Source organism: Paenibacillus sp. FSL E2-0178, from assembly GCF_038593005.1.
Taxonomy (GTDB): domain Bacteria; phylum Bacillota; class Bacilli; order Paenibacillales; family Paenibacillaceae; genus Paenibacillus_AQ; species Paenibacillus_AQ phytohabitans.
Window position 1 is genome coordinate 7,617,671 of record NZ_CP151953.1, and the last position, 24,072, is coordinate 7,641,742.

The 24,072-nt window shown below is 36.0% G+C and carries 27 protein-coding genes; 22 read left to right on the top strand and 5 right to left on the bottom strand.

Features of this window, described 5'->3' with window-relative positions; genetic code table 11:
• Nucleotides 1-201: 201 nt before the first annotated feature.
• From MHI42_RS32750 to MHI42_RS32760, 3 genes are all read right to left on the bottom strand, one after another.
• Complete coding sequence (locus MHI42_RS32750) at nt 202-402, bottom strand: hypothetical protein (protein WP_342421888.1); 201 nt, start codon at nt 400-402, stop codon at nt 202-204.
• A 307-nt stretch (nt 403-709) separates the two neighbouring features.
• The gene (locus MHI42_RS32755) at nt 710-904 is read right to left on the bottom strand and encodes a transcriptional regulator (protein ID WP_342421889.1); all 195 of its coding nucleotides are present in this window, start codon (nt 902-904) and stop codon (nt 710-712) included.
• Nucleotides 905-1,367: 463 nt separating this feature from the next.
• Nucleotides 1,368-1,625: a helix-turn-helix transcriptional regulator gene (locus tag MHI42_RS32760; RefSeq protein ID WP_342421890.1), complete on the bottom strand. Its 258-nt coding sequence runs from the start codon at nt 1,623-1,625 to the stop codon at nt 1,368-1,370.
• 882 nt (nt 1,626-2,507) lie between these two features.
• Here MHI42_RS32760 and MHI42_RS32765 point away from each other — a divergent pair.
• The gene (locus tag MHI42_RS32765; RefSeq protein WP_342421891.1) at nt 2,508-3,362 is read left to right on the top strand and encodes a tyrosine-type recombinase/integrase; all 855 of its coding nucleotides are present in this window, start codon (nt 2,508-2,510) and stop codon (nt 3,360-3,362) included.
• Between the two features lie 103 nt (nt 3,363-3,465).
• Here MHI42_RS32765 and MHI42_RS32770 read toward each other — a convergent pair whose 3' ends face one another.
• Nucleotides 3,466-3,678, bottom strand: a complete 213-nt coding sequence (locus MHI42_RS32770; protein WP_342421892.1) for a helix-turn-helix domain-containing protein — start codon at nt 3,676-3,678, stop codon at nt 3,466-3,468.
• A gap of 369 nt (nt 3,679-4,047) precedes the next feature.
• Complete coding sequence (locus MHI42_RS32775; protein WP_342421893.1) at nt 4,048-4,227, bottom strand: hypothetical protein; 180 nt, start codon at nt 4,225-4,227, stop codon at nt 4,048-4,050.
• A 625-nt stretch (nt 4,228-4,852) separates the two neighbouring features.
• Here MHI42_RS32775 and MHI42_RS32780 point away from each other — a divergent pair.
• The 21 genes from MHI42_RS32780 to MHI42_RS32880 all read left to right on the top strand — a co-directional run bounded on the left by MHI42_RS32780 (nt 4,853) and on the right by MHI42_RS32880 (nt 24,054).
• On the top strand, nt 4,853-5,590 hold the full coding sequence (locus tag MHI42_RS32780; protein ID WP_342421894.1) for a hypothetical protein: 738 nt from the start codon (nt 4,853-4,855) through the stop codon (nt 5,588-5,590).
• Nucleotides 5,591-5,733: 143 nt separating this feature from the next.
• On the top strand, nt 5,734-6,102 hold the full coding sequence (locus MHI42_RS32785; RefSeq protein ID WP_342421895.1) for a hypothetical protein: 369 nt from the start codon (nt 5,734-5,736) through the stop codon (nt 6,100-6,102).
• Between the two features lie 6 nt (nt 6,103-6,108).
• Nucleotides 6,109-7,137, top strand: coding sequence for a GTP pyrophosphokinase (locus MHI42_RS32790; protein WP_342421896.1), 1,029 nt, complete (start codon nt 6,109-6,111; stop codon nt 7,135-7,137).
• Nucleotides 7,138-7,273: 136 nt separating this feature from the next.
• Nucleotides 7,274-7,903: a hypothetical protein gene (locus MHI42_RS32795; RefSeq protein ID WP_342421897.1), complete on the top strand. Its 630-nt coding sequence runs from the start codon at nt 7,274-7,276 to the stop codon at nt 7,901-7,903.
• Between the two features lie 1,229 nt (nt 7,904-9,132).
• A complete protein-coding gene (locus MHI42_RS32800; RefSeq protein ID WP_342421898.1) occupies nt 9,133-9,453 on the top strand; it encodes an HU family DNA-binding protein in 321 nt (106 codons plus the stop codon).
• Nucleotides 9,454-9,751: 298 nt separating this feature from the next.
• Entirely contained in the window at nt 9,752-10,936 is a 1,185-nt protein-coding gene (locus MHI42_RS32805; protein ID WP_342421899.1) for a hypothetical protein, read from the top strand.
• 116 nt (nt 10,937-11,052) lie between these two features.
• Nucleotides 11,053-12,153 (top strand): hypothetical protein, encoded by a 1,101-nt coding sequence (locus MHI42_RS32810; RefSeq protein WP_342421900.1) that lies wholly within the window; start codon nt 11,053-11,055, stop codon nt 12,151-12,153.
• A 102-nt stretch (nt 12,154-12,255) separates the two neighbouring features.
• A complete protein-coding gene (locus tag MHI42_RS32815; protein WP_342421901.1) occupies nt 12,256-14,019 on the top strand; it encodes a terminase in 1,764 nt (587 codons plus the stop codon).
• Nucleotides 14,020-14,034: 15 nt separating this feature from the next.
• Nucleotides 14,035-15,519 carry a hypothetical protein gene (locus tag MHI42_RS32820; protein WP_342421902.1) on the top strand — a complete coding sequence of 495 codons (1,485 nt, stop codon included), beginning with the start codon at nt 14,035-14,037 and terminating at the stop codon, nt 15,517-15,519.
• A 32-nt stretch (nt 15,520-15,551) separates the two neighbouring features.
• Nucleotides 15,552-17,051 carry a hypothetical protein gene (locus MHI42_RS32825; RefSeq protein WP_342421903.1) on the top strand — a complete coding sequence of 500 codons (1,500 nt, stop codon included), beginning with the start codon at nt 15,552-15,554 and terminating at the stop codon, nt 17,049-17,051.
• Between the two features lie 22 nt (nt 17,052-17,073).
• Nucleotides 17,074-17,610 (top strand): hypothetical protein, encoded by a 537-nt coding sequence (locus MHI42_RS32830; RefSeq protein WP_342421904.1) that lies wholly within the window; start codon nt 17,074-17,076, stop codon nt 17,608-17,610.
• Between the two features lie 32 nt (nt 17,611-17,642).
• Nucleotides 17,643-18,635, top strand: a complete 993-nt coding sequence (locus tag MHI42_RS32835; protein ID WP_342421905.1) for a hypothetical protein — start codon at nt 17,643-17,645, stop codon at nt 18,633-18,635.
• A gap of 55 nt (nt 18,636-18,690) precedes the next feature.
• The gene (locus tag MHI42_RS32840; RefSeq protein WP_342421906.1) at nt 18,691-19,152 is read left to right on the top strand and encodes a hypothetical protein; all 462 of its coding nucleotides are present in this window, start codon (nt 18,691-18,693) and stop codon (nt 19,150-19,152) included.
• 16 nt (nt 19,153-19,168) lie between these two features.
• Complete coding sequence (locus tag MHI42_RS32845; RefSeq protein WP_342421907.1) at nt 19,169-19,627, top strand: hypothetical protein; 459 nt, start codon at nt 19,169-19,171, stop codon at nt 19,625-19,627.
• Complete coding sequence (locus tag MHI42_RS32850) at nt 19,628-20,548, top strand: hypothetical protein (protein WP_342421908.1); 921 nt, start codon at nt 19,628-19,630, stop codon at nt 20,546-20,548.
• Between the two features lie 10 nt (nt 20,549-20,558).
• Entirely contained in the window at nt 20,559-21,041 is a 483-nt protein-coding gene (locus MHI42_RS32855; RefSeq protein WP_342421909.1) for a hypothetical protein, read from the top strand.
• A 1-nt stretch (nt 21,042) separates the two neighbouring features.
• Nucleotides 21,043-21,762 (top strand): hypothetical protein, encoded by a 720-nt coding sequence (locus MHI42_RS32860; protein ID WP_342421910.1) that lies wholly within the window; start codon nt 21,043-21,045, stop codon nt 21,760-21,762.
• Nucleotides 21,763-21,798: 36 nt separating this feature from the next.
• Entirely contained in the window at nt 21,799-22,533 is a 735-nt protein-coding gene (locus tag MHI42_RS32865) for a hypothetical protein (protein WP_342421911.1), read from the top strand.
• A gap of 144 nt (nt 22,534-22,677) precedes the next feature.
• A complete protein-coding gene (locus tag MHI42_RS32870) occupies nt 22,678-23,184 on the top strand; it encodes a hypothetical protein (protein WP_342421912.1) in 507 nt (168 codons plus the stop codon).
• The gene (locus tag MHI42_RS32875; RefSeq protein WP_342421913.1) at nt 23,168-23,638 is read left to right on the top strand and encodes a hypothetical protein; all 471 of its coding nucleotides are present in this window, start codon (nt 23,168-23,170) and stop codon (nt 23,636-23,638) included. The genes MHI42_RS32870 and MHI42_RS32875 overlap by 17 nt, the downstream gene beginning before the upstream one ends.
• 113 nt (nt 23,639-23,751) lie before the next feature.
• Nucleotides 23,752-24,054 (top strand): phage antirepressor KilAC domain-containing protein, encoded by a 303-nt coding sequence (locus MHI42_RS32880; RefSeq protein ID WP_342424850.1) that lies wholly within the window; start codon nt 23,752-23,754, stop codon nt 24,052-24,054.
• Nucleotides 24,055-24,072: the final 18 nt, after the last annotated feature.

Sequence of the window (24,072 nt, forward strand, 5' to 3'; positions counted from 1 at the left end):
AATAAGATATTATAAATAATGAATTAACCTAGTCACAGAAATAATGTTGTTAAAGACCCTAAACAGAAATATGATTTTTAAAATGCAATTGATGAAAGTGGAAAATGGTTAGCGAATTATATAGACTAGATAGACTGTGGTTGAGAGAAAATGTCGGTATAATAACAATACATAAAGACATTATAAAAGGACTCCAAATATTCAGGAGTCCTTGCTTAATGTCACAATAATCTTATCCACTTTATCCTTTACCTCTGGATGATTATCTGCATACTCTTGGAAAGCTTCTTCCAACAATATACGTTGATCCGTTTCAGTCACAAATGACCATGTTCTGAGCTGAGTAACAAACTCTTCACTAAATCTAAAGGATAGAGGCTGCTTAGGTGCTGGCTTTGACATGTTAATTCCTCCTATTTTGGAGTGTTTTGCTGAGTGCAAACAATGATATGACTAGAGCAACAAGACTAATGATTAAAGTTAAGGTATCCATTTATACTCTCCTTTTTTGTTTATTTGCGCGGATTATGTGGAGAACTAATCCAATAACACTTATAAGCGCAGAGAGGGAGATTAATACAACGTTTAAAGTTGTAGGTTCCATAGTAACACCTACAATAATTGAATTAATAAGGAGTAAAGCAAACAAAACTAATGACATGATTATCACCACCATTCATGTGAATATTGTTTAGTGGATATCCATAAATTATTGTTTGTCGCGCGCTAATTTTTCCTCAATTGCACTGATAATATAATCATTTAAACTAACGCCTGCAGCTTTCGCAGCAGCTTCATATATCTCTTTCCTGCCTTTTTGAACATATGGATACAAACGGTCATAATTTGCTGCATTGTATTTGTTTTTAGCACGAGTAGCAGATGTACCTTTGCGTTCTGGCATAAAATTACCTCCCTTTAATTTACATATAATACCACAAATTTATATACTTACGCAAGTATATAAATTTAATTTTATACTCACGTAAGTATATAATAAAAATAGGAGGTGAATAAGTTGAACAAAAAAAGAAAAGAAAGACGCAAAGAGGAAAGAGATGAAACAATCAAGATGGTGACTGCAATCATCGCCTTGATAAACTCAATCCTCACCTTCATCATCCTGCTGCTCAAGTAGGAAACCCCGAAACCTTAGCCCCGAAAAGGGGCTAGGCGTAGGGGAAGAAATAAAAGGTGCGTCTTTCCTTTTCAATTATAACATAAGTATAAGATAAGGAGCTAAGTGAATGAATCGAAAACAAACAGCCACAATGATAATGACGTACATTTCGCTGGCACTAAGTATCATCACATTAGTAATTTTAATAATCAAATGGTGAAGTGCAATGATGTAAAAGAGGCTATCCTTACTGGATGGTCTCTTTTATTTTTTTATTAATCATTCTCATTCTTTTGTCTGGACGTTCTTCAATGTCGAATAAGTCCTCTATTGAAAGATCAAGCGAACGAGCCAAAGAAATTAAATTATCAATGTTATAATTCTGATTCACTTTGTTATCAAATCGACTTATAAAAGGCTGAGGCACATTTGCCAACTCTGCTAACTTAGCCTGTGTTAACCCTCGCTCACCTAAAATCTGCTTAATTTTTCCTTGTACATACATTTGCAATATGAGCCGAATGAACCAGTAACTTCTGTGAAAAAACCGAGCCCAAGAACAAAAGCTAAACCAAAGGTAAAAACGAGTGATAGTAATTAAATTTTGTACAATATATCTCTTGTTCTCCGCCCATAATGTTATTCCTGTCGATACGAATTTTTAAAACAATGAACCCTTATATATTAAGGGTTTTTTAAATTTAAATTTTATGCGTATTTCATTTTAAATAATGCATAAATACCTTATGAAACCTGAATATCATGCATTAATAACCAACCGAATGTCGATAATAATTTCGATAGTATAAATAATGACTTAAAAACGATATAATAATACGTATAAACGTATATACATCAAGGTTTTACACCATTTTTCGATAATACAATTTGATTACTCTTTGATTGATCACGTTATTATTCCATCAACTCCCCATCGTACCCCGTATCGGTGAAGCCTTGCCACATAAGGGAATGCTGATCCCGCTTCACATGAGTATTCGCCATAAGTGGCGTAAACTGTACGTAAATGCTATAGAAAGCCTTATACAGCCTATACATTTGCGATACGGAGTAGCTTCAATTAGCATAAAACCCAATAGTTATAAGGGAATGTAGTTGAAAACCTACAATTACCGATAAGGAGTTGATGATCATTTTCCGTATATAGGAAATTGAGTTCCGTTTCTAATCATTCACTATTGTCCTGCATAACAATCCTTCTATATACCTGTTTCAAAGCAAAATCACTCCAAAAATATAATGCCACATAACAACAATTATGTTGCGAAACAGGCTGATTATAGGTACAATATGTATATTAAATGCAACATAATTTATCGGAAATCAGCCTATACTTAATGCAACATAATTGATAGGAGTGGAAGTCATGATTCAATTATTCGAACAGCATCTACATAACAACGATATGAGCGTTAACACAATCAAGAGTTACATACTTAATGTAAGTGGTTATATGAGATGGTTTGAAGAAAGTAAAGGTACTGAGTTCAAAAAGTTGCACCGTGAGAGTGTCAAGGACTACATTTCATACTTGAAGACGATTAAGAAAAACAGTGCTTCATCCATTAACGCTAAGATTTCAGCATTGATCAAGTTTAATGATTTCCTCATTGAATCGAATGTCCAGACTGAACAAGCGATAAGTAAGAAGGACATGCTTAAGCTACAGACTCAATATGCTTCACTGGCTACCGTTGGACTAGCAGACGTTGAGAAGTTCAGACAATTAGTATTAGAATCAGATTCTAAGCGTAACTATGCTATTGTGTCATTACTGGCTTACTGTGGCTTACGTATTAGTGAGTGCCTGAACATTGGTATAGATGACTTTAATTTAACATCATGGGAATTGATTGTGTCTGAGGGTAAAGGTAAGAAGCAACGCACTGTAATTATAAGCAGCAAAGCAAAGACTGCTATGCAAAGCTGGATTAAGGAAAGAACAGAGAAGGGGATAGATAGTGAGTATCTGTTTGTAAGCAATCGAGGAAGCAGAATAGACAGAACAGTAATTAATAAGCTGTTTAAGCAGTATTCGGCTGTTATAGGTAAAGAGATCACACCGCATGACCTTAGACACTTCTTCTGTTCCCATGCCTTAGAGAATGATATGAGTGTTCATGAGGTAGCCAATCAAGCAGGTCATAGTAATATTCATACTACATTGCTATACACTAACCCAACCAGAGAGAAGATGTTAGCTAAGATGGATAGACTATAAACCACATAGCCACTCACACAAGCCTGTACGCTACTGTATGGGCTTTAGCTATGCCTACTTATCTGTACACCCACATACAAAGAAAGAAGCCCATCTCTAGGCTTCATTTACTGTTACGCTCCCTCTGTTTAGGGTTAGGCTGCTCTCTCAATATAAGCCATGTCTTACCACGTTTACGACAGATAACAGCTCCATCACCGCATAGTCGTTTCACATGGTCCTGAGACAATCCCCAGTATTCGGCAGCCTCTTCCGTTGTCATAAGCTGTTCTAAGAGTTCATCAATTCGCTGGTTTAGTGTATCGGCATCATACATTGTTACACACTCCTATCTTCTTCTGTGCTGTGAGAACCGCACTAATCCAACAACGCTAATAAGCACGGTCAGTATGAGTAAGGTAACGCTAAGTGTATTCAATTCAATAGTAAAGAATAGTATTACCGCTGTCACAATTAACAACAAATAAACAATTTGGTTCGATGTAATTTTCAAGTATTCAACTCCCCTCAAATAGATTTTATAATAGTAATAAATACATTATATGTTTAATATTGATATATCCATTGTATCATAAAGCCCGTTATCGGGCAATGTAATCATTGCATATAGTCAACGCTAAATGTGGTATAATGTATCATAAGACTAACAGGGAACCCGATTGGATTCCCTTTAGCTTACTTTTGGTTAGCGGCTTTTCTTTCTTGGCGGGAAGGAGCCGCTTTCTTGCGTCTGCTTAAGTTGTTTTGAGCGTTCTTCTCTTTCTTTTCTCATTATCCTTCTTTCACTTCTAATGTAGGTAATTAGTGAAAGTGTGAATGTGAGAATTGGAACGATTGCAGATATGGATTTGATTGTCTCTAGCATTGTTATCACCTCCTTACATTTATAATTATATCACGATATCGGGCATATAGTCAACGGAATATTATTATGTTTAGTTTGATGGATGTATTATGTGAATGAAATGTGAACGTAAATACCTATATAGGGGGATATTTTACATCGTAAAATGGATATATTTTACATACTAGCCGCCTAGCACATCTACTTACACACTCAACTTATTCATTGTATAATCCTTGCATATCCTTATATATCAACGTTTTATTTCACCTCAAAATTACAGATTATTCACCTAATTCCAAACTCATTTCACCTCTCCAAACAGCATTCTCACCTCAATATTATCGTTTTTATTATCACATCCATCTTAAATTTTTCTTATATTATCTACACTTTTCTCATTCACCGTTTCACGCAGACAACAAGTATTATCCACTAAAAGGTCCACATTCACCCTACAAACTCGTATTCCATATAGCCTTTTCCGATAACATCTAGATTTTAATTATTATCAACTAATCCAATTTAAGTTTTCAAGATCTCAGTCTATTCAGTTTTGTTTGAGAATATTTGACTTACTTACCTTTTTATGTTTATTTATGAATATAATTGATTAAGGAATAAAACAGTGAGAGGTGGTTCATTAGTGATCAACAGAAATTTAGTTAATGCAACAGTTGATTTGTCTGGTACATGGACGTGCAATGATGGAGGGACGTATTATTTAAAGCATTTTAAATATCCTGAGTCAGACAAATTTGAACGGGTCATTTGGGCTGGTATTAGTGGAGGTAATAATGATTTTAGTAATGTGTTTTTTGGTCGAATTGAAAAAAGTACAACCAATCTAGAAGCGCGAAAAATTATTGGTGAATGGATTGATGTACCACTGGGAACAGCAAGAAGTGGTGGGGAGTTAACTTTGGAAACAAGTACTAACAACAAACAGTTTACGGCCATTAAGAAGACTGGTGGTTTTGGTGGAAGTGAATGGAAGAGATTTCTTCTAACATTCCCACAGGGACTTCATGGCATATCCGATTCACCGATGCCGAGATTAGATCATTCTAGATACAGCGTGTGGAAGGGAGATGACGGAGCTAATTATTACCTTAGTTCTGAACTTAATTATGGACAATATAATTGGGGCGCAAGTTCTATGTTCACTCGATGGATGGGCACAAGTTTGAGTGGTACAAATGTGTTATGGGGTCAGCGCTATTATTCCACACCATCAGTTCTTGAAGCAATCACAGTAAATGTTAATGGTAAGTTCTACATTGCAAAAGTGAAAATCAAGATTGAGGGTAACAGGATGTTTATCTTTGAATTTACAGGAGGTGGCTCAGGAGCGAATGAGTGGACTTTTGTAGAAAATAGATAAGATAATTGGGGGTCTATATAAATAGATTGAAATCAAAATTGGCAATTTTATTGAGTTTATATTTCACACCTACCTACACGAGCGAACTCTCTTTGTGGTAAAATATGACTATCTTATTTACTCAAATACCAGGAGGCCTACATATGCAATTTAGCTCAGAGAATCAAATCGAGATCCATTCAAATGGTATTACCATCACAGTTGAGGGAGAGTCCGAAATTTTCGGTGGTGTAGATCTGCAGCTTAAAGCAGCTCAAGCAATTATTGAGAATATGGATTTTAAATTCGCCCAAGAACACAAAGACTATGAGTATCCGCAGATGGCTTATATCCAAATTATCAATTTCCTGGGTCGTCAAATGAAATGGGATGGAGACTACCCTGGTAGAATGACGAATATTGAGATTGTACAGTATTTTCTTAATTGGCTTATCGAAGAAGGGATTCATGAAACCCCTAAGTATGCAGCATTGCAACTGGATCGAGACGAGGAAGGAATGGAGGAATTGTAGACAACCATGAATAAGGATAAATTTATGAAGAAGTATAATATTTCTCCCGAATCACTAGATTTAATGTCTTGGGAGACTCTGGGTGAAATCTATCAACATTATAAGTATCAAATGAAATTTCTGGAGCAACAGGCCGAAGTGGTTGCAAATATCCTTAGACTAAACAATATGATTCATACGGTTAGATCAAGAGTGAAAGATCCTGAACATCTACTCGAAAAACTTATAAGAAAACTTCCAGAGCGTAGAGCTAAGTATGGTAATGAATTTACATTTACAATTGAAAATTACATGTCTGAAATAACTGATTTAATTGGTGTTAGAGCGATCCATATATTTAAAGAAGATTGGAGAGAGATACACGATTACATTATCAGTCAGTGGGAAGTTTCTGAAGTGAATGCTAATTTAAGAAGTGGGGACGACTCTAAACTATATGAGGAGACAGGTCTTCCAATAGATGTACGTACTTCTGGTTATAGATCAGTCCATTACTTAATAAGTGTTGCTCCCACTAAAGTTCCAATCACAATTGAAATTCAGGTTAGAACAATCTTTGAAGAAGGTTATGGTGAAATTGACCATCTTCTCAGATATCCTCAAAATAATGTACCTCAAGTTATAGCTGACAACTTGCTAACGTTAAATCGGATTGCAGGAAGTGCGGATGAAATTGCGTCTTTTGTAAATTCATTGAAAATACACTTGTCTGGCTTGCAAGAGCACTCAAATGAGATCGAAAGACAATTACAGAACAAAGAGAACGAAATAAAGGAATTGAAAAGCAAAATTGATGAAATGAAGATGGATAAAACAGATAAGGACACTATCATTGCAGGGTTGAAAAAACTGAATGAATCTACCAGTATCGAACTCACTCCAACTCTTCAGTATGGTAGGGGGATATTTGGCGCTACTATTGATAATAGTACTAATCCTTTTTCCGGAATCATAGGAAAGTCAATAATAAATATTGGAATAGACAGTAAAGATGTTGCCCCAGTACTAAGACCATTTCTAAAACAAGATGATTGAAATAATCAAAGGGTCAGAAAATAAAGTATGGCCCTTTCTTTAAAAAAACTAAAAATAATGATATACAAATAATAAAATTGGGTGTACGCTGTAGTTACCCTGAGAGAAAGGAGTCTACGTTATTAGTCAAATTAAAGTGCCTTTAATTATTGTACCTAATTCAATTGTTAGAGATCCTAATCTAAAACCATTAGAATTCTGTATGCTGCTGTGGTTTCATTACAATACATTTCTCCAGAAGTCTAACATCATAGAAATTGGTCTTCAACCGCTCAAAATCAGGATGGATGTTTCAAGTGATATCACCATGAAGACTGCCTTTAAGAATTTGCAGGATCAACAGTACATTCTAAACAACGTAAAGGTTGTTAATAAAACTTTGATGTCGATTCAAATAAATTCTAAGAAATTGGAGCGAGGAAGATGGTTTACGCAATTACCTAAGAGTCTACTTACGAAAATGGACAAAATCGGCCATAGGGGTATTCGACTTTTATATTATTATGAGAGTTACATTAATAGGAACGACCGGAACAAGCCAAGCAGTCAATTTACGTTTGTTGGGTTTGAAAAAATAACTGAACACACAGGGATAGGGAAAGATGCTATAGATAAATACAATCAAATTCTAGTCAAAGAAAAGCTTCTTCATATTGAGAAGCACAAATCTGATTATACGGGACAATACACCGATGATGATAAGCAGGTATGGACAAAATACAATAATCACTACGATGTGGAACTGGGGAAAATATACGAATTATAGCGGCGTCAAATCTAACGCGTTTTTTTATCAAAACTATCCGATTTTTTATAAGAACCTATACGGTTTTTTATCAAAAGTTACCGTTTTTTTATAATAAAAAACCGCGTATAGAATAATTAAAGTCCTATAGTATAGATAAGTAGAGAGTAGATACAGTATTTACAACTGGCTCACGCCCCTTGTTTGAAAATTGAATCGCTTCGCTAAGGGATGAAGGTCAAGATCAAAACTAAAAGATCAAAAGCATCTGGAACAAGGTTAATGTATAAGTATGAATTGTTTAATAATATATATATCTCTAACATCAAATTCTAATCATCATTTGTCTTATTAATTTATGTATAATCTCAACCTCTCCCTATTCACGAGTATAGTTGGAGGAGGGCATAGGGTAATGTCCTAATCCATAGTATTTAATGGACGAAAAATAAATATAAAACTAATACATATTTCGGAGGAATCATAAATGAATAAATTTGTTAAAGTTACTGGGTTCTGTTTTGATACTAATTGTGGGTTCACCCTCGGTAGAGTGTACGAGATACACACTTGCAACGAGGAGGAGTTCGCCTATGACGACAATGGGAGAGAAAACTATAGTATATTGAATTGTATTAAGACTGAGCTGATTTGAAATATATTCACATGAATTGAGAAATATTAGGAGGGAAAACATGCCTCTCTTTTTTTGTTTAATATACCACGAAACCACTTTAACGTGTTCTTCGAGTCGTCAATTGTTGGCATATTATAGGTGGGAGAACATTCATTCGAACCCAAAACATCAATTTTTTACCCGTTTTTCGTCAAAAACGCCACACTTTAAACAGGGAAAATGCAAAAATGCCTTGATAAATAAGGGTTTTTTGGAAGGTGTCGAGGTAGACAAGTGATAAGGGTAGGCGCTAATGTGTTGATGAAGTAATGTAATCAAAACGACGAAAATGAATTTAGCTTTAAAGTGGTAAAAACACTATTATATATGGGCTTTTATGAAATGCTAACTAAAATTAGATTGGTGTTTTAGGGACTGCTACTAAAAAATTATTAGAAATGTAGTACTTTCGCAGTCAAATACATTTATTCAGCAATAGGTAGAGGACTAAAACATTATAACGGTGGTGGTGTTTTAAGGAGATATCCTAAAGACTAATATACAAAAGAAGAGTTTTCCAAAATAAAAATACAAAAAATAAAAAATAAACGGATATAAATGGGAGAATAATAAAATGAATAAACATGATTTGGTTTCGAATATAGTTAGCAAAACAGGATTTGACAAAAAGGTAGTTGCTCAAATTACAGAAACAGTATTTGAGTCTATTACAGAAGCACTAGTAAGTGGAAATAAGGTCAATATTACTGGATTTGGAGCATTTGAAGTTCGAGTACGTAACGCACGTGTCGGTGTAAATCCTAAATTGTTGAAGGAGCTTCTAGATCAAGGTGTCGATTCTGAAACTGCAAAGGCAAAGGCCTCAATTCAAATTGAAGCGACTAAAGCGCCTGCATTTAAGCCTTCACAAACTATTAAGAATCAAGTTAAATAGGTGAAAAATTAAACATATGAAAAATTCACAGGAGACAATCAATAAATATCTATTCTATAGCTCACCTGAATACTGGGATGAAGTTTTGGATGTTCTTGCACAAGGAGATAATAAACACGAAAAAAGTGTGAAGAATAAAAAGCGTAAAATGCTGTAACAGGGAATCAACAGAAGTGATATGTAATTAAATTGATGACACTTACATCAAGTTGTGATCTTTGTCTTACCTTGTCATAACATTATCAAGCTGGAATGGGCAACACATTATAATTCAAAGGGAGATATTCTACAATAATATATGGAATTGAATAATATTAAACGTGAATCGTCAGAAACTATTGACGATTTTTTGCTGCGCCTCGGGGATAACCTTTCTACTTATGATCTAACCTGGACACAGGCTGCTAAATTGTTGAATGATGAGTGTGATGATGAATATTCAGAATCCAGATGGCGTAAGCGATATAACAGTTACGTTGAGTTGAAGCCGATTATTTTGGCTAAGTATGCAAATAATGAAGTTGTTCAAGAAGTTCGAGATGCTACTGTGGAGATGCAGAAGGAAAAGGTTCGATTCCAGGATCAGAAACGTGAGTATACAAATGTAGTCAAGCAGCAAGCAAGATTTGAGCATTTGAAGGATGAAATTGCACGTTCTGTTCAAGAGTTGGCAGAGGTGAAGCCTCTAGTGTTTAGAGAATTCAAATTTGAATTCTCTGAAAAAACGAAGGGTATAGCTCTTTGGAGTGATTTTCATGTTGGCAGTGATGTTAAGAACAGTATTAATACATATAATATCGAAGTATTCAAACTACGCTTTACCAAGCTCATTCAGAAGACTATACAACACGCAAAATTCCATGGAATTACTGAGTTAATTGTAAGTAATCTGGGAGATGCCATTAGCGGGCTTATCCATGTGTCTACTCGTGTGCAAAGTAGCGAAGATGTTATTAAACAAACACAAATTGCTGCTGAAACAATGGCTGAAGGTTTGGCTGAATTGTCAGGTCATTTCGAGAAGATTAAATTTATCAATATAATTGGTAATCACTCAAGATTATTGAGCAACAAGACAGAATCAATCTTCCGTGAGAACATGGAGTACATCATTCCTTGGTTCCTTGAATCCAGATTGAAAGACTTTTCCAATATTGAAATTGTTACTGATGAAGATGGAATCTATGTAGAAGATATTGAGGGTGAGAAGTTTGCATTCGTCCACGGTGATTTGGATTCTGTGAATACTGCTGCAAAGAATCTACCTCAAATCCTTGGATTCGTTCCAAAGACTATTTTCAGCGGACATATTCATCATAATTTTGAGAAGGAATTTGGACGTACTGAAGCAGTGGTGAATGGCACACTAATGGGCTGTGATGACTATGCCATTAGTAAGAGATACTTTGCAACGCCGATGCAAAAGTTCATTGTATTGGATGGCAATGAAATTGAATGTACATATAAAATCAAATTTAAGTAGCAGGGAACGATGATTCGTTCTCTCTTTTGTTTTATTTTTGTGGTGTAGGAAGGTTTCTCTCTCCTTTTCCGGCCTACATCACAAAAATAAAATAAAGAGTAAAGGAGGGAGAGCGTATGGCTAGAGTTACAAGAAGCAAGAGCAAAACTATAAGCGGAATGGTTAAACCCGTTAGTGCAAAGAAGCCATGTACAAGTTGTGGAAAGAGCAAGAACGTTAATGAACCTAATTCAGGCTTCTACAAATCCAATCATAAGCTTGATGCCGATGGCAGAACCAGTGCTTGTAAACTCTGTATAAAACAACAGATAGATTATGGCGACTTACAGACAGTAAAAGATGTGCTTCGCACGATGGATCGTCCCTTTTTATCTGAAGTATGGACGTTAAATGTTGAGGAATGTAATAGAGACGGTATATCAGACTATTTCGGAAAATATCTCAAAAATATACAATTGAATCATAAAAATTCAGGTTGGAATGATGGAGATAACTCTGTAGGCAACAACCTCTCCTCTCCTCAAGTTGAGAAGGTTAGTCCTGGTGAAGAAATCATTTTTTCAGATCAGGATGAACAAAACAAAGCGGATGTATTAAGAATGATTGGATATGATCCATTTGAGTCTGAATCTGATATCGACAAAAAGGGATTATACAACAAATTAGTAGATTTTCTCGATGAGGGCACACTTGAAGACAGCTACAAGCTTCCCGTTGTCATTTCGATTGTTAAAACCTTTGGACAAATTGATAAAATCGATAGGGCCATTTCAAAATTGACAGCGGACATTAACAGCCTTACTCAGAATACAGGTAGCATTAAGTCTTTAATGGATGCAAAGAAGGGCTTACTTACAGCAATAACTGCACTCGCCAAAGACAATGGACTATCTGTTAATCACAACAATAATAAGAGTAAAGGTGGCAATACTCTAAACGGAATCGTAAAGAAACTGAATGAAATTGGTTTGGATGAAGCCTCTGTGAATGTATTTAATCTTGAAACCGCTGAAGCCATGAAACAGATTGCGGACATTAGCCATCGGAGCATTCTGGATCAATTAATGTTAGACGAGAATGATTATGCTGAGATGATTAGCGAGCAAAAACAAATGATACAGAAACTGGATGGAAAAGTCATAACTCTGGAAGAAGAAAATAGAAAATTAAAAATTGCACTCAAGGTTTACTCAGATGGAGGTGATGCATCCTCATGAATATCATAATGAAGCAATCTCAGAATCAGATTTCACAGCGAAAGCTAGAAGGGTATCTTAAATTAGCTGAAATCATTCAATGGGGACGTTAGTAAATCTCCAGTGAAGTTTTGTGAGCGATTCTTCGGAATTGAGTTTCTAGACGCACAAAAATATGCATTTATGAACACTTGGCTGAAACCCTATAATGTGTGGGTCATTACCCGGAACGGCGGCAAGAGTACGCTGAGTGCTCCTTTGATTATGGCCAAAGGTATTTTGTTTCACGGACACAATACATACATACTCAGTAACGTATCCGCTCAAAGCCAGGATACATTTATGAAGATTGAGAAGATTGCTAAAAATGAAATCAATAGTTTCACAGGATTGACTGATTTTTTTATGGGAGAGTTAATTAAATCTGCTGCAAATACAGATGGTTTTACTCATGCGCAATCCGGCTTTAACTATAAACTCTACAACGGTAGTGCTGTAACAAGCTTAAGCGGAGATATAAATAACAACCGAGGCAAAAGAAGTGCGCTTAACGTGTATGATGAGAGCGGTTGGACGGAGGAAGATTATGTGGTAGCCACTACACCGTTTCTATTGCAGAACTCGTCTTTCCGAATGGGTGGGGACATTAATGTAGACACCTTACCCAAACAAGTACCGAACCAACGACTGTTTATTTCTTCTGCATCCAGTACAGAAAGTTACTTCTATTCACTATATAGAGATTACTCTAAACAAATGTTACTCGGAAATAAGGATTATTTCGTTTGCGATATTAACTGCGAAGTTATGATTCGTCCTATGTTTAACGGCAAGTTATATCCAGTTCCTCTTATAGAAAGAGATACCATTGACGCAGAAATGAGAAAGAACAAAGAGAAGGCACTAAGAGAGTTCTATAACAAGTTCTCGGTAGACGGTGGAGATAATCAAGTCTTTAAAAGAGCTGGAGTCATACGGAACTCGCAGAGTCGATTGCCAGTCATTCATAATAGTGCCTCTGAAAAGAGACAATTTGTTTTTGCATATGACCCTGCACATCATTATGATAACTCTGTATGTTTGGTCGCAGAAATTATCCATGATGAAGGTATAGGCCCAAGAATGGAAATCGTAAACGGTGTAAGCTTTGTAGATCTTGGAAAGAAAAAGAAAACGCCGATGCGTACACCTGAACAGATGGCTGCATTGAAAAAAATGCTGCTTGATTACAATGGTAAACAGCAAGCCGATTACGAGAATATTGAATGTCTCCTGATTGATGCGGGTGCAGGTGGACACGGGACGACCTATGCAGATTATTTTATGGATGACTGGGACGATGTGGATGGTAGTAAGCATAAGGGTTTGATTGATAAACAAGAAAATCATGAGTACATTTCTAGATTTCCAAATGCGGTTGATAAATTAAAATTGATGAGTCCACAAAAGTATAAACGCGAAATGTACGATGCTTTGTTAGAGATGTTGAATCTTGACTTGATTTCGTTTACCGCTGAATACGATGGCAAAGATTATATTATGGTTCCCAAGGAAACGGGAAAAGAAGTCGTGGTTGAAGATGAGGACGGAAACAATAAAGTTGAAACAGAAATACAATATGTGAAAGCTAAATTGGATTTCGATCAGCAACTTGCACTTCGAAATATCGACTTGTCGAAGGAAGAACTCGTAAATATATATCGTCACAAAGGAACCAATGGAAACTATCGCTATGACCTCTCCACCGAAAAAGAGGGGAAGATGCATGACGACAGAGCGTATTGCCTTGCAATGCTTGGATGGTATTTACAGAAGGTCCGTCGTGAACTTGTAACCAATAAACCAAAGGCCAAAGTAGATATCACAAAATACATGTTCCATAACTAATTATCATGATTGGAGGTGAGTGAAATAACAGAAGATACTAAATTTTCTAATCCTGCTTATGAACGAGAAATGATCCAATATGATAAGCTCTCCGAAGGTGTTTATGCCTTATCATATAAGAATCAATCATATAGAGCTAAGTACACCAAGGAACAAATCAACTCTTATATAGAGAGTAATAATGTAGATAAATTAAGGGAAGTATCAAATTACTTTTTCTTGGCCTCAGGTCAATATCGGGGGTTAGTCCAATACTTATCTAACATTCTCACATTTGATTATTTAATCGTTCCCAAAGTTAAAAAGAGCGATGTGTTAACTTCGGACAGGTTCGAGCGTGATTATCAATACATAATGGATTATACGGACAACAGTTATATCGAAGAAGCAGAACGCTTTATCACTTTTATTACACTACTTGATGGTGTATTTTACGGATACGAGAGACAAGTAGATAATATTGTGTCAATACAGCAGTTACCACCACAATATTGTAGATCAAAATATAAAGTGAATGGAACTTACGGTGTTGAGTTCGACCTCAGATTTTTTGATATGTATAGAGATACTGAATTGAAACTGAAATTGTTTGAAATGTTCCCCCGTGAATTCCTCGATTACTACCTCGACTATAAAAATGGAAAGACAAAAGAATGGATTCCATTAGATCCAACCTTTGCAAGATGTCATAAGTTTACCGACACCCCAAAACCTTTATTATCTGATGTGTTTTTAGATTTGGTTGATTTGAAAGAGTATAAGGAATTAGATAAGTCTCAAAGTAAATTGAACTTGTATAAGTTAATTGTGCAGAAGCTTCCTATAGATAAGGATTCTGGGCTTCCTCTGCTTCAACTTGAAGAAGGTAAGGCACTCCATGCCAATGCAAAGAAGATGATTACGCAAGAGGGAATTGATGTATTAACTAGTCCATTGGATATTGAGGCAGTCAACCTCCAAGAAAGAGGATCGACTGTTAAGGATAATATTGATCGAGCAACGAACAATGTTTATGAATCGGCCAACACTTCAAAAATTCTCTTTAGTTCGGGTACTGATGGCGGAAGTATTGGTTTATCATACTCCGTTAAAATTGACGAAAGTTCTGTCTTTCCCCTGTTGAGTCAATTTAAAAGATGGCGAGACAATAAATTCAAGACGTTGTTTAAAAGTAGGTCTTATCAGTTCGAAATTTTATTCCCAAAAATAACGATATTCAATCGTAAGGAGATGTTTGATCTCTACAAGGAAGGCGCTACCCTTGGTTACTCCAAGTTAATGCTTTTGGCTGCAATGGGAGTGAAGCAATCAACCTTCATGAATTTGATTAATTTTGAAAATAATTATCTGAAACTAGATGAGCAATTAAACCCTCTCCAATCCACACATACTCAAGGTAGCGAAGGCACGAAGGGAAGACCTAAATCTGATGATAAAGACCTGTCTGATAAAGGACGCAAAACAAGGGAAACGGATGCCAATGCAAACCGAGCTAAATAATACTTGTGGCTTTGAGAGGGGGTGAAGAATATTTGGAATTAAAGATAAATACAAGTCTCCCGATCTACTTTGAGGAAATCGAAAATATTGAGGATGCAAGATTTCTTAAGGGGAAGATCTGGATTTGTCATACGGGTAAAAACCTTAACAATACTAACTTTGATAGACAGGTTATCCAAGAAGCAATTCCATCTTTAGCTAATACACCTGTGCTTGGTTTCATTCAAAAGAATGCAATGAATGAGTCTGATTTTCGCGGACATGAACAAAGAATAGTCATCAATAAAGATGGTGTCCAGATAGAATACATAGGACGAGCATATGGTATTGTTCCTGAATCGAATCATGCTAAGTTTGAAATGAAACTGTGTGATGATGGTGTTGAACGTGAATTTCTAACTTCAGAAGTATTATTCTGGAGGAAATTTCCTGAAGCAACAGAGATTATTGAGCGAGATTTAATTAAGAATCACTCGATGGAATTATTTCCAGCATCCATAAAAGGCTCTTTCACAAAAGAGGGGGTATTTAATTTTACCCAATTTCAGTTTGATGGCCTTTGCTTGTTAGGAGATGATGTTACACCAGCAATGAAAGGCTCGATCCTGGAGAAGTATAGCGAGATTAAGAATACAGCTAACTATAGTGATATGTTGCAAGAATTTAATACCTATTATAGTGAGTTTACTAAACAAAAAGGAGGCGAAAAAGTGGACGAAAAGCTAGAACTAATGAACCAGTTTACCAATCTTTTGGGCGAAGATATTGCAGAGATCAAAGAGAACCTTGATTCCTACTCATTTGATGAACTGAAATCTAAACTGAATGAGTTATCAGAACTTAAAACCCAAAATGAGCAAACTACTGTGCCAGAAACATTTAGTCTTACAGCTATTCAGATGCAGCAAGAAATTAAGAAAGCACTAAGCACTGAAATGTTTAAGGATAGATGGGGTGATTCCGTTAAGGGATACTGGTACATCGATCATGACGATACAAGAGTGTATGCAGAAGATGTACAAAATGGTTATACCCCAGTGGGAATGAGTTACACATTGTTAGGTGATTTTGTTACCATTGATTTTGCGTCAAAAAAACGTGTGAAATTTATTCCTCAAGATATGGAAAATGAAGAGGAAGTTGAGCTTTCAACAACTTTTGTTTCTATTGAAAGAAATGATTTTAATGTTGAACAAGCGAAAACACCAGCAGAAGATCACAATGGTGAACTTGAAGAATTGCGTAATTACAGGGCTATCAGAGAAAACGAAGATAAGTCTAAAATGATCGACAGTTTTACACAGCTTACCCAAGAAGAATTGGATACATTTAAAGGTAAACTTGATCAATTCACCAAAGATGAACTTGAATTACAGTTGTTTGCATTGGTAGGCAAGAAGGGTCTTAACTTCTCAACGAACAATCAACAACCAAATCTGATTTACTCGTTGAGTACAATTGATGCACCTGCACCTTCTAACCTACCTGAATGGGCAAGTTACGTAGAGCAATATAAATCAAAACAAAAATAAATATATTGGAGGCTATTAATAAATGGCGATTGTAAAAGGAACCTCCGTTTACGGAGTTGTAGAACTGAATAAAGTAGCGGCTGTAAAGACGGGTCAAATTTATACTCAGTATGAATTGGATGCAGCAGATTTCGCAGCGACACCTGCAGAGAATGGTATGTTGCTTGTGGTTGACCATGTAGGTAAAAAGATTAAGAAACCAACTGCGGTAACAGCATTGGTGGGTCTACATGCTTCTGTCGAAAAGGACTATGAGAATAAAGGCCGTAAGCATTTTGCTGTGAAGCCAGGAGAATTTCTCCCTCGCGTAGATAAACTCAATGTTGGAGATGTATTCGAAACAAATACGTTCCAATACGATGACACCGTATATGCCAATTATACTGCACTTGTAGCTGCAATTTCGCCCACTGCTGTATTTGGTGTGGCTGCAACTAATGGTTTTATTGATGTTAAAGCAGCTACAACCCCTACTGCAGCGGTTGAGTTGAAAGCGGTTGAAGGCGTAGTTTTGCCAAATGGCGAAAATGGTATCAAATGGGTTGTCACAAAAGCCTAATCACTAAACAAAATCATGGAGGAATGTAAATAATGGATTTTTCACTTAAACAAATGGCGGTTGCCGTATATAAAAAAGAAGTACCCGTAACTAATTTTTCGTTGTCTGATATGGAAGGTGCTCTGCGGGATAAATTCCGTGAGCTGGCTCCTGATTATAATACGTATCGTCGTAATCAACTTGATATTTTTGAGCTGGTACAAGAAGTAATCGATGAAGTAGCTCCGAAAAAGATTGAAGCAGCGATTGGATACTTTGCTCAGGTTAAGTCTTATACACAGGGAGAGCGCCCACGTTTCCGTCTTAAAAAGGGTCGGAACAATGTAAAACGATTCATTACGCGTATTGGTCTTGGCGGAGTACTGCAACGTGTTCGCTTGGATCAAGACTTTGTTGAAGTCGCTACACATGCTCTGGGTGGTGCAGGATACGTAGAGTTTGAACAGTTCTTGGATGGTCAGATGGATTGGACGGATCTGATTAATCTCATTATTGATGGGATTGAGTCGGAGATCTATAAAGAGATTCAGGCTGCACTGATTGCAAGTTATTCTAAGCTTCCAGCTAGCAATAAGGCTGTTTCTGCAACGTTTGACAGCGCTGAAATGTCTAAGCTGATTACTACGGTTACTGCTTATGGTGATAAAGCTGCCATCATTTGTACGCCAGAATTTGCTGCAAATATCGTACCTGACGCTAAGTTTATTGGTGATGCTGATCGTCAGGATATGCGTAACCAGGGGTATATTGGTCGATTCCTAGGTGCGGATGTAATCGTTCTTCCTCAGTCTTTTGCGGATAGTGCAAATACGACCAAAATCTTCGATCCACAATATGCTGTTGTCGTTCCAGTGGGTTCTGCACCGGAAGATAAGATTGTTAAAGTAGTACTTGAAGGGCAGACCATCGTTGATGAAGTGAAGAATGCGGATGGATCGAAAGAATTCAGTGCATATAAAAAGGTAGGTACAGCCGTATTGTCTACAAATTACTTTGCGATGTACCGACTTACTGGTCTGTCTTAATCATGATGCCCTAAGTTTAACTTAGGGTACTATTCAAAAAAAGGAGAGAATTAAATTGGCTAGAAAAAATACAGGTGAATTTAAAGTGGATGTCTGGAATAACAGCATGGGACGGGTTTCTTTTATTCTTGATGATAAGAAATATCTATGGGACAAGGTTGGCGCAAAGAAGTCAGTTGATCTAGATATTTTGAAGGAATTGGTGAATATTACGGGCGGCTATACACTTTTAAATGAGGAATTGCTTATTAAAGAGTCCTCTATTCGTGAAGAGCTGGGTCTGCCAGTGAGTCCTGGGCAAATGTTAGATGCAAAAGGCATTACCGAACTCCTTGGTAAATCAAGCGTGGAGATTGAAACGATCCTTTCTGATTCCAATAACGCTGTTCTTGAAAAGGTTGCTGCTGAAGCTATTAAACAAAAGATTAGTGATTTGGATAAGATGGATGTTATCGAAAAATACAGTGGTGTAGATGTACTTTCGGCAATTAAGGAATTGAAAGAGGATGCCAAATAAGAGGAAGTGAGAAGTTATGAGTACTCCATATTCCAAAGTATTCCATTCGTTTTTGGGTAAAATTACTGACTATACATATGAATCTTATACCGATGAGGAATTAGGAGGAGACTTAACTTCTCTTCTTAATTCATCTATTGTCGAATTCGATTATCCAAAGGTTGATATCAGAGATAAAGACGATGATGCACTATTATTTAATAGAGATCTTGGAATCGACGAAATAGAGATTTTGTCGTTCCTTATGGTTGAACGTTGGATTGAGAGACAGATTAATAATGTTGAACTTGTAAAACAACGCTTCTCGAATAAAGATTTTCAGTACACATCGCAAGCAAACCATCTCGACGCTCTGTATAAAAATCAAGAAAGAGTTCAAAAGAAAGTGACTACATTAAAGACAAAATATTCGTATAGACAGACTGGCTCAAGTTATTATAAGCCTGACTATAGTGGTCTAAGCAAGGGTGACTAAATGGACTACTTTGATGGATACAAAAAGAGAATTAACACTTTCAAAGAATTTAATTCATTGAGCCGAGTAAGTTTGAACTCTATAGTTATTGTTAATGAAGACACAGAGATCGCTGCTCAGATCGTTGATGACAGTGATACTAAAGACCAAAAAGCAATAACAGTGATTGATTTCAAATTAAAAAATGGTGACATCATTGATTGGCAAAATGAGAAGTGGATAAACATTGTGACGGATAATATGGCAGATATCTATTCTAGAGGTGTGCTGCGTAGATGTAATGGTTCACTCAAATGGGTAGATCCTCAAGGTGAAATCAATAAACGCTACTTTACATTTAAATCTGATCCATCGACTAACTTTGGTGTCAGTGAGGGCAGAATCTTATCCATTGGAAATGAGCGTCGAACACTACTTGTAAGTTGTGATGATGATACAAGGTTATTTGAAAGAGACCAAAGATTTATCTTTGATTCACGAGCATGGAAGATTACAGCAATAGATAATATATCCATTAAAAATATTAGCATTGTAACCTTTGAAGAGGATCAGATTAATACTGCTAAAGATAATTTGGAATTAGAAATTGCCAATTATGTAGCTCCTGTTACCCCACCTGTTGAGACTGAACCAGTTTTATCAAAGACTGTAACCATCTCAGGTGATAATAGTATCATTCAATCCAGAAGCAAATCATATCTATGTACATTTTATCAAGATGGAATTCCAATAAATCAAGAAGGTAAGTTCACCTTAACAGATTTAAATAGAAATCCTACTGCATTAGCCAATATTGAATCGCAGAGTAATAATACTTGTATTGTTAAAGGGATTGCATTAGGTTATGTTTTGCTTCATGTCTCCAATGCGGATAAGACAATTGGGAAAGAATTGAAGATTCAAATTAAACCTATCTTTTAGGAGGTGTCCTTTGGCAAAATTCGAACAAGTAAATACGTATATTAATGATACAATGCTCTTACTTATTAATAATCAGAATCTATGTAAACTATTGGAATATTCTGTTGATGACCCGTTCCAAGAGTTGGATATTGCTGAAACAGACACACTCCTTTATAACAAGATTTATCCTTTTCCTAAAGTTCCAAAAACAGAGACTGAAAAAAGTAGCACTTTATGTGTCTTCTTTGATGATTTCCGACTCGGTTCTGACAACAGAGGGACAAAGGAAGGTACGATTATCTTTAATGTAATTGTGCATAATGATCTGTGGAGAATGACTGGAACTGGAATGTTAAGACCTTATGCTATTCTCTCTGAAATAGATAATATCTTTAATAATGAGCGTGTAATGGGCATCAAAAAAGTCCAGTTCGATAAAGCAAGGTTTCTATATGTTAATGAGAATTACAGTGGTTATCAGGTGTCATATTCCATCACGAGTGTGAACTAATATGTCTACCAGCTTAATATTCGGTAAGGGACAGATTGTTGAAGGTGTGGGTTTAGTAAAACCTATTACACTAAACAAATATGACTTTTTCCAAGAAAAATCCTCTGTACTTTATTACTCAAAAGCACATTTCGGTGATGAGTATGAAACGCAATTTCTTTTGGATTTAATAGTGTGGGGGCTGAATCAGAATGAATTAGTTACTGATCTAATTGATTTATTCAAGCTTACAATCAGTGATAATATCACTTTCTTTGCAAATAGCATTGATGATTATGGATTCATAATTGATGAAGTGAATTTAATTGATAAGAATAACTATGATCAAATCAGAAGTTTAATCATGCGTCAAAATCTTATGAATGAACAGAAAGTTTACAAGGATAAGCTAGTACAGGAATGGGCTAATAAAGCATTGGAAGCAAAGAATCGCAAAGGGATTAAAATGACCTTTGAAGATATGTTATCCACTGTCTCAGTTTATGCAGGTAAGCACTATTCAGATTTAGAGAAGTATACAATCTATCAGCTACAAAGTGATTTCAACCGAATAGGTAAATTGATTGATTATGATGCTACTATAGCTTTTAAGTGTGCTGGAGATGCAAAGAGTAAACTGAACCATTATGCTGAACATGTAGATTTATTCAGAGATCCAAATGATGATTTATTCGTCAGTCAGGATAAACTAAAAGGTTTAAACCAAGCAATGGGAAATTAGCCCTTTGCTTTTTATATTTAAGGAGGAATTTAATAAATGTTTGTAGCAGATGTGTTTGACGCAGTCATTATTGATAACGCTACTGGAGAAGTGGCAGGATCAACTACTTTGACAAGCTCTAGTATTAACGTCGAAGTTCAGGAAAATGATATCCGCGCAGGTAAAGGTAATACACTTCAAGGTGTACTTCACTCTGCACGAGATATTAAAGTTGAAACAGATGATGTTGTATTCCGTTATGATTGGATGGCTCGGAAACTTGGTAAGGCAATTGTAACTGGAGCTGGTGTAGGCTATGCGATGCCAATATGGTATACAGCATCAGGTACTTCGACAATTACAATTGCTGTTGCACCAGCGCCGAAAGCGACAGGTCATGGAATGAAGATTTACAAGAAAGATGGAACAGAAGTAACAGGCTTCACAGTAAGTTCTGGAACAGTCACCTTCCCAACAGGCGTACTTGCGGGAGATTCCGTCGAAGTAAGAACTTATAAATTTGATACACCAGCAACAACACAACGAATTGATATTGATACTACTTCTTTTGCAAGTGGCTGCACTTTGATTCTGGATACGATTGAGATTGACGAAAATGAGAAACCTGTTTATCGAATCCAATATATGTTCCCAGTTGCCATTCCTAATGGTACATTCACAGTAAGCACAGCTTCGGAACGAAATGCATCCTCGAATGCTACTAGTTTCAGAATTGCAAAACCAGCAACATCGAATATCGTAGGGACTGTTCAAAAGTTCCCAATTATTTAGTTTTATCTACAATGGGGGATTCAGTGTTCAGGCTGTTTCTCCCTTTTTTTCATGGGATTTAGGACATTTTATAGAGTTTTGTTTACTTAAAAGAGAACTGTACATCGTGTCTTAACGACACAATCAAAGGGAGAGAATATAATAATGGCAAAGAAACTTACACTTTCAGAACTGAATAAATTAGGTGAGAAGTTTAACGAGAGAAAGAAAATCTACATTTTGGGCGGAGAATATGAGGTTGATATTAATACAAACTTCATGCCCAGTGAAATTGACGATTTAGTGATGGTATATGTAGCTGCGATTGAAGAGCTGAAAACTTTAAATAAAGTTGATGAGATTCAGATTAAAGACACACTTAGTTTACTTCCCACGCTGATTCTGAGATCGTTCACGAGTCTTCCTATCCCTAAACAAAATACTGATATTGCGAGCCTGATTATCATTAGTAAAAATTTATACAACAATGGTATTATTGATGAGGTTTATTCTCATTTCCCAGAAGAACAGATTAGGAAAGTTAATGATAAGATTAACGCTTTCGGTAAGAACATTGGTACAGTTATGGGTGAATGGGCAATTGCAGAAGAAGTAAATAAGAGTAAGCAAGACTCTGAATCAGCAGTTGAAAACAATGAAGTGGGTAAATAATTTGAATGAATTGGCTAAACAAATTAGTTCTCCAACTGGAAAGCAGATGGTGTTTGGTCAAGAAAATATCAGAAAAGCATTGAGGGAAGCTACATCACTTTTTGAGAAGATACTGAAAGAAGAAGTACAGGCATATTATGATTCCTATAAACCAGTTAACTATGAACGAACATATGGTATGCGTGATTCACTTAGAGTAAGTCCTATTACGATGGTAGGGAATGAGCTGCAGATTAGTATTTATTTTGATAGGGCTCAATCTACTCATCCTTCTATTTTTGGTGGTGAGCCTGGATATCCAGCAGGGCTTATCAATGATGGATGGGCTTGGGGGAGTCAATCAGTTAATATATATCGGCTTTCAAGATATGAGGGATTTCATTTTGTAGAAAAAGCAATGGCACGTTTCGAGAGTCAAAACAGATGGGGATTTAGAGTTAGAAGAACTGGATAAACAATATAGTGTATAATTAGCAAAACAGTTGACATCTATAAGGTGTCAGCGATTTTGAAAGTTATAGAATTTTATTAAACAAAACTAAATGGCGCCTTGAGAACTATAATCAAATAGAATCGCTTTATAATCAACTATTTAAGGCAAATAACGTTCTTCCGTTCAATGCAGTGGTCAAAACGCTTGGTATTGAAATGGGTCGTAATAAAACGATGGCCGATTTGCGTAAGCGAAAAATTCTATTGAAGGACAGCAACTTACTAGCACAACGTTACTTGGATAATGGTTACTTTGAGGTTAAAGATGTTGTTAAAAGTAACAAGTTCAATACAAGAGTTATTCCTACAACGTTTGTGACACCGAAAGAAATCGATTATTTAGCTAACATATATGTAAAGAATAAAATAGTATCCTAAATTATATAAACTAAATAT